Raw genomic sequence first — 3,901 nt, forward strand, 5'->3', positions numbered from 1 at the left:
GCTGGCTGGTTTGCTAGCCGATGCAGATCACAGTGCAATTGGGAGTCTCGGCAGCAGGCGACTGCGCCGGCCGCATCGATGGATCGGCAAACCCGGGTTGGCCGAAGTCGATCAGCGGCATTTGGGCCAGCGGGTCGGTGGACGGCAGGCCGTGGACATTGAGCGGCAACCCCGGCCCGAGCCCCTCCGGGTTCTCCAGATGCAGGTCACCGAGCGGCGGTGCCGGCCCGGTCACCGGTGGCAGGTCTACCGGAACCACTCCGGTGGCATAAGCCGCGGCCCAGCCCAACACATTTCGGGCGTACGGGATCGAGTTGTTGTAGCGCAAGATTGCCGTCATTACCTGGGACTGGTCTCGCAAGTTCAGGCCGCCGCTGCACAGATACCGCGCCGCGGACAGGGTGGAGTCGTAAAGGTTCTGGGGATCGGCGATGCCGTCCCCGTCACCGTCAGAGGCATATCGCGCCCAGGTGCCGGGCAGGAACTGCATCGGGCCCATGGCGCGCGCGTAGCTCACTCGACCGCCCGCGCTGCTTTGGACAATGACCTCGTTTCCGGGCAGCGTGCCATCCAACGCGGGTCCATAGATCGGCCGGACCGCGGTACCGCGGGCATCGGTCGCACCGCCATTGGCATGGCCAGATTCAATGCGTCCGATACCGGCCAACAGATTCCAACTGATCCCGCAGCCAGGATCAGACGTCGCCATCTTCTGCTCGGCGTTACGGTAGGCAGCCAGGGCCATCCACGGAACGCCCAGTGCACTTGGCGATTTCACCATTGAAGGGGGCGGCGGAGCCGACTTGGCGGCCGCCGCGATATGAACGCTGGCCGGTGGCCGCGCGACGGCGACCACGACCGGCCCCGACGGGCGACTCGCGGTGGCTGCAACAGCCGCTACCGAAGCAATGGCAACATGGGCCAAAGCCGGTGTGGGCGGGGGCATTCGGCGCGCCACGCCGCTTACGGCACACGCAAGCACCAAGGGAGCTATCGTAGCGACGCTCAACGCTGACTTCCGAGTCATACGGATTCCCTGCTGGCGCATCGCCGCAGGGTGGCCTTGGCTAAACCTCCGAATGCCCGAGTCCGTACGCGATCTGTGCACCACAGCCGGCTCTTCGGTATGCGGCCTCAGGCGGTGACGCGGCATTTTGTCTCAGTACCTGCGTTGGGTGGAGATCGACGCGGTGTCCGCGTCTTCGTCGCAGTGCCAGCCAGAGGCGGCGGCGTCGTAGTCGTGGCAGAACGCTGACCTCGCCCTCCGGGGTGACCTCGCCAGGCTGAATTGGTTGACGTCGATGTAGCCGTCGTGGAACAGCTGGGCGCAGCCGGTTAGGTACTTCAGGTAGCGCTCGTAGACGCCTTGCGACTGGAGCAGAATGGCTCGATTTCTGTTGTCCCGCAATGTCGCCGCCCACACGTCCAGGGTCCTGGCATAGTGATGCTGCAGGGACTGGATTTGGGTCACCGTGAAACCGGCCTTGATGGCGTGTTCTTCAACCGTAGAGACCAATGGCAGCCACCCGCCGGGGAAGATCTCGGCCAAGATGAATTTGCTGAACTGGACCAGGTCGTGCGTCAGCGTGATACCCCGCCGCCTCAACTCTATGAACGCGGGGCGGACGATGGTGTGCAGCAGCATCACGCCGTCTGCCGGCAAGACCTGGTAGGCCATCTCAAAGAAGCGGCGGTAGCGGTCGCGCCCGAAGTGCTCGAACGCCCCGATGGACACGATCCGGTCGACTGGCTCGCGAAATTGTTCCCAGCCTCGCAGTAACACCCGCCTCGAGCGGACGGTGTCCATCTCGTCGAACATCTTCTGGACATGTACGGCTTGATTTTCCGACAATGTCAGGCCGACGACGTTGACGTCGTAGCGCTCGACAGCTCGCCGCATGGTGGCGCCCCAGCCGCATCCGATGTCCAGCAGTGTCATCCCGGATTGCAGACCTAGCTTGCCTAGCGCCAGATCGATCTTGGCGATCTGGGCCTCTTGCAGCGTCATATGGTCGCGTTCGAAATAGGCGCAGCTGTAGGTCTGGGTCGGGTCGAGGAACAGGCGAAAGAAGTCGTCCGACAGGTCGTAGTGGGCCTGCACATTTTCAAAATGGGGCGTCAGCTGCACGGACATACCGACATGATCCTTATCGGTGTTGAGGATCCGTAAAGGTGGGGATCGCTTCGTCATTTGTCATTGCTGGGCCCTCCCCCGCCTCGCTAAAGAGCTGGCACCAGATGTGATCGCAGCTAGCGAGCGGACGCAGCAATTCATGTGCGAGCTCGGGTCGCGCATGCTCCACGAGCGTGGGGCCGCCATTCCATACCCGATGGGATTCAATGCAAATGAATGCATGCCGCCGGTGTCGTGCAGGACCACATCGGCGGATGCCTGCAGTCCACGTTGAACACCAAGACCGCCCAGACCCTTGGGGAAATGAACCCACATGAGCCCCGCGTCAAACCAGGCCCCAAGAAAGTGCCGCCGGCCCATAGATCGCGGATCGTGCCGGCTGACCAATTCGAGTGTTCGATGTTCGACATACGCCGACGCCGTCTCGACCTCGATGGCAGGTTCAGCCATAAGCCGCACTATATATGTAAGTGCTGACTTCTTTCAAGCTCGCATGTTGGATCCGCCTTGGGTAGTCCTCTTGGTTGGCCTAGCTGGGCGTCGGCGTACGTCCAACAGTCGGCAGGAACCCGTATCCCAACACCGCCGGTGGCGGTATCCAAGGGCCCCGATGCTCGATAGATATCAGGCATCGTGACCATGTCGGTGTGCGATTCTCGAATCCGAGCAACCGGATGTCTCCTTGCAATCGCTCGTTCAGTTTGGCCAGACACTGCCCTCCCCTGGCCATAGATAGCATGTGCTTACTCTCTAATGATGCGGATCTGGAATTCGGGTTTGAGGTGCCGCGCCGGGTGGCGGTCGTTGCAAGGGCATGCCGGGACGGACGCGGACCCAATCCGATACTTCCGGTGCAGAAGAAGAGCAGCTCTGAAGCCGCGACCCTGCGTCGACCGCGTCAAGGGCTCAGACTGGCGATGCGAGTGCGGGCGGTTACGAGAGCCAGGTCGTACGCTTCGCCGACTCCGGCGCCGTGCGTTGACGTCGACTATCAACGGCCGGTCCAGGCAGGGCGACGTTTCTCGACGAAAGCACGGGGGCCCTCTCGATAATCCGCCGATTGCCGGATGGCTTTGCCCTCGCTGCGGGAGAGGTCCCACAGCTCCTGCTCGGGCCGACCGAGCGCAGCCAAGGCAACCCGGCGACTGGCGCGCACCGCTAGCGGCGCATTCGCGCAGATCTGGACCGCAAGCTCGACGGCCGCGTCGAGCGAGGTGCCTGGCTCGACCAGATCCACCGCCAGACCGTACGCATGGGCCGCTTCAGCGCTGATCGGCTCCCCGGTGAGCATGGCCTTCATCGCAACTTGCATGGGCATCGCGCGCGGCAGTCGGAACATTCCGCCCGCCACCGCGATCAGCCCAAGCTTGACCTCCGGCAAACCGAATGTTGCGCGCTTCGAGGCGACCACCAGATCACAGGAGAGCGCGATCTCGCATCCGCCGCCAAGCGCAGGCCCATCGACAGCAGCGATCAGCGGCTTGGTTCGTGGGTACTGAACGACGCCGGCAAAACCGTGCTCGGTCCAGAGCTCCTCCATCCCACCTGCGGCGACGACCTTAAGGTCCACCCCGGCACAGAACGCCGATCCCGCGCCGGTCAGCACCCCGACCCATGCGTCATCGTCACGTTCGAAGCGGTCGAGGGCATCGTCGAGTCCGCGTGCCACCGCACCATTCACCGCGTTGCGGGCGTCGGGTCGGTCGATCGTGACGATGGTCACGCGGCCACGTCGTTCGTACCGGACTGCGTTCACGCTCGTGCTCC

Annotated in this window: 1 protein-coding gene and 2 pseudogenes; all 3 read right to left on the reverse strand. The window is 63.4% G+C overall.

The window, feature by feature from the left end; translation table 11 throughout:
* Positions 1–16: 16 nt before the first annotated feature.
* A pseudogene (locus VGH54_RS26470) lies at positions 17–1,048 on the reverse strand (lytic transglycosylase domain-containing protein); the annotation flags it as partial.
* A gap of 225 nt (positions 1,049–1,273) precedes the next feature.
* Positions 1,274–2,134, reverse strand: a pseudogene (locus VGH54_RS26475) (cyclopropane mycolic acid synthase family methyltransferase); the annotation flags it as partial.
* 991 nt (positions 2,135–3,125) lie between these two features.
* Positions 3,126–3,890, reverse strand: coding sequence for a crotonase/enoyl-CoA hydratase family protein (locus VGH54_RS26480; RefSeq protein ID WP_331515102.1), 765 nt, complete (start codon positions 3,888–3,890; stop codon positions 3,126–3,128).
* Positions 3,891–3,901 lie beyond the last annotated feature (11 nt).

This window comes from Mycobacterium sp., assembly GCF_036488105.1.
Taxonomy (GTDB): Bacteria; Actinomycetota; Actinomycetes; order Mycobacteriales; family Mycobacteriaceae; genus Mycobacterium.